We start from the raw sequence: 396 nt of genomic DNA on the forward strand, positions 1-396 counted from the left end.
GGACGCTGCCTACGACATCGAGAATCTGCCGCTGCGCAAGGTGATCAAGCGCCTCCAGCAGGAGGTGAAGGATAACGGCATGTGGGCGGCGCATCTGCCCGAGCATCTGGGCGGTAGCGGCTGCGGCGCGGTCAAGCTCACTTATATGAACGAGATGTTCGGCACCTCGGCATTCGGGCCGGTGGTGTTCGGCTGCCAGGGGCCGGACACGGGCAATAGCGAGATCCTCGCCATGTTCGGTACCGAGGAACAGAAGGCGCAATATCTCCAGCCGCTGCTGGACGGCGACATCTTCTCGACCTTCGCGATGACCGAGCCGCAGGGCGGATCGGACCCCACCAATTTGCGCTGCGTGGCGGTGCGGGATGGCGACGACTGGGTAATCACCGGCGACAA

The 396-nt window shown here is 63.6% G+C and carries 1 protein-coding gene; it reads left to right on the forward strand.

The genetic code is table 11. From position 1 onward, the window contains the following. Positions 1 to 396 (forward strand): acyl-CoA dehydrogenase family protein (locus ACS72_RS14560; RefSeq protein ID WP_048882484.1); only part of this gene is annotated, 396 nt, incomplete at both ends.

The organism is Acinetobacter sp. VT 511, assembly GCF_001077515.1.
Taxonomy (GTDB): Bacteria; Pseudomonadota; Gammaproteobacteria; order Pseudomonadales; family Moraxellaceae; genus Acinetobacter; species Acinetobacter schindleri.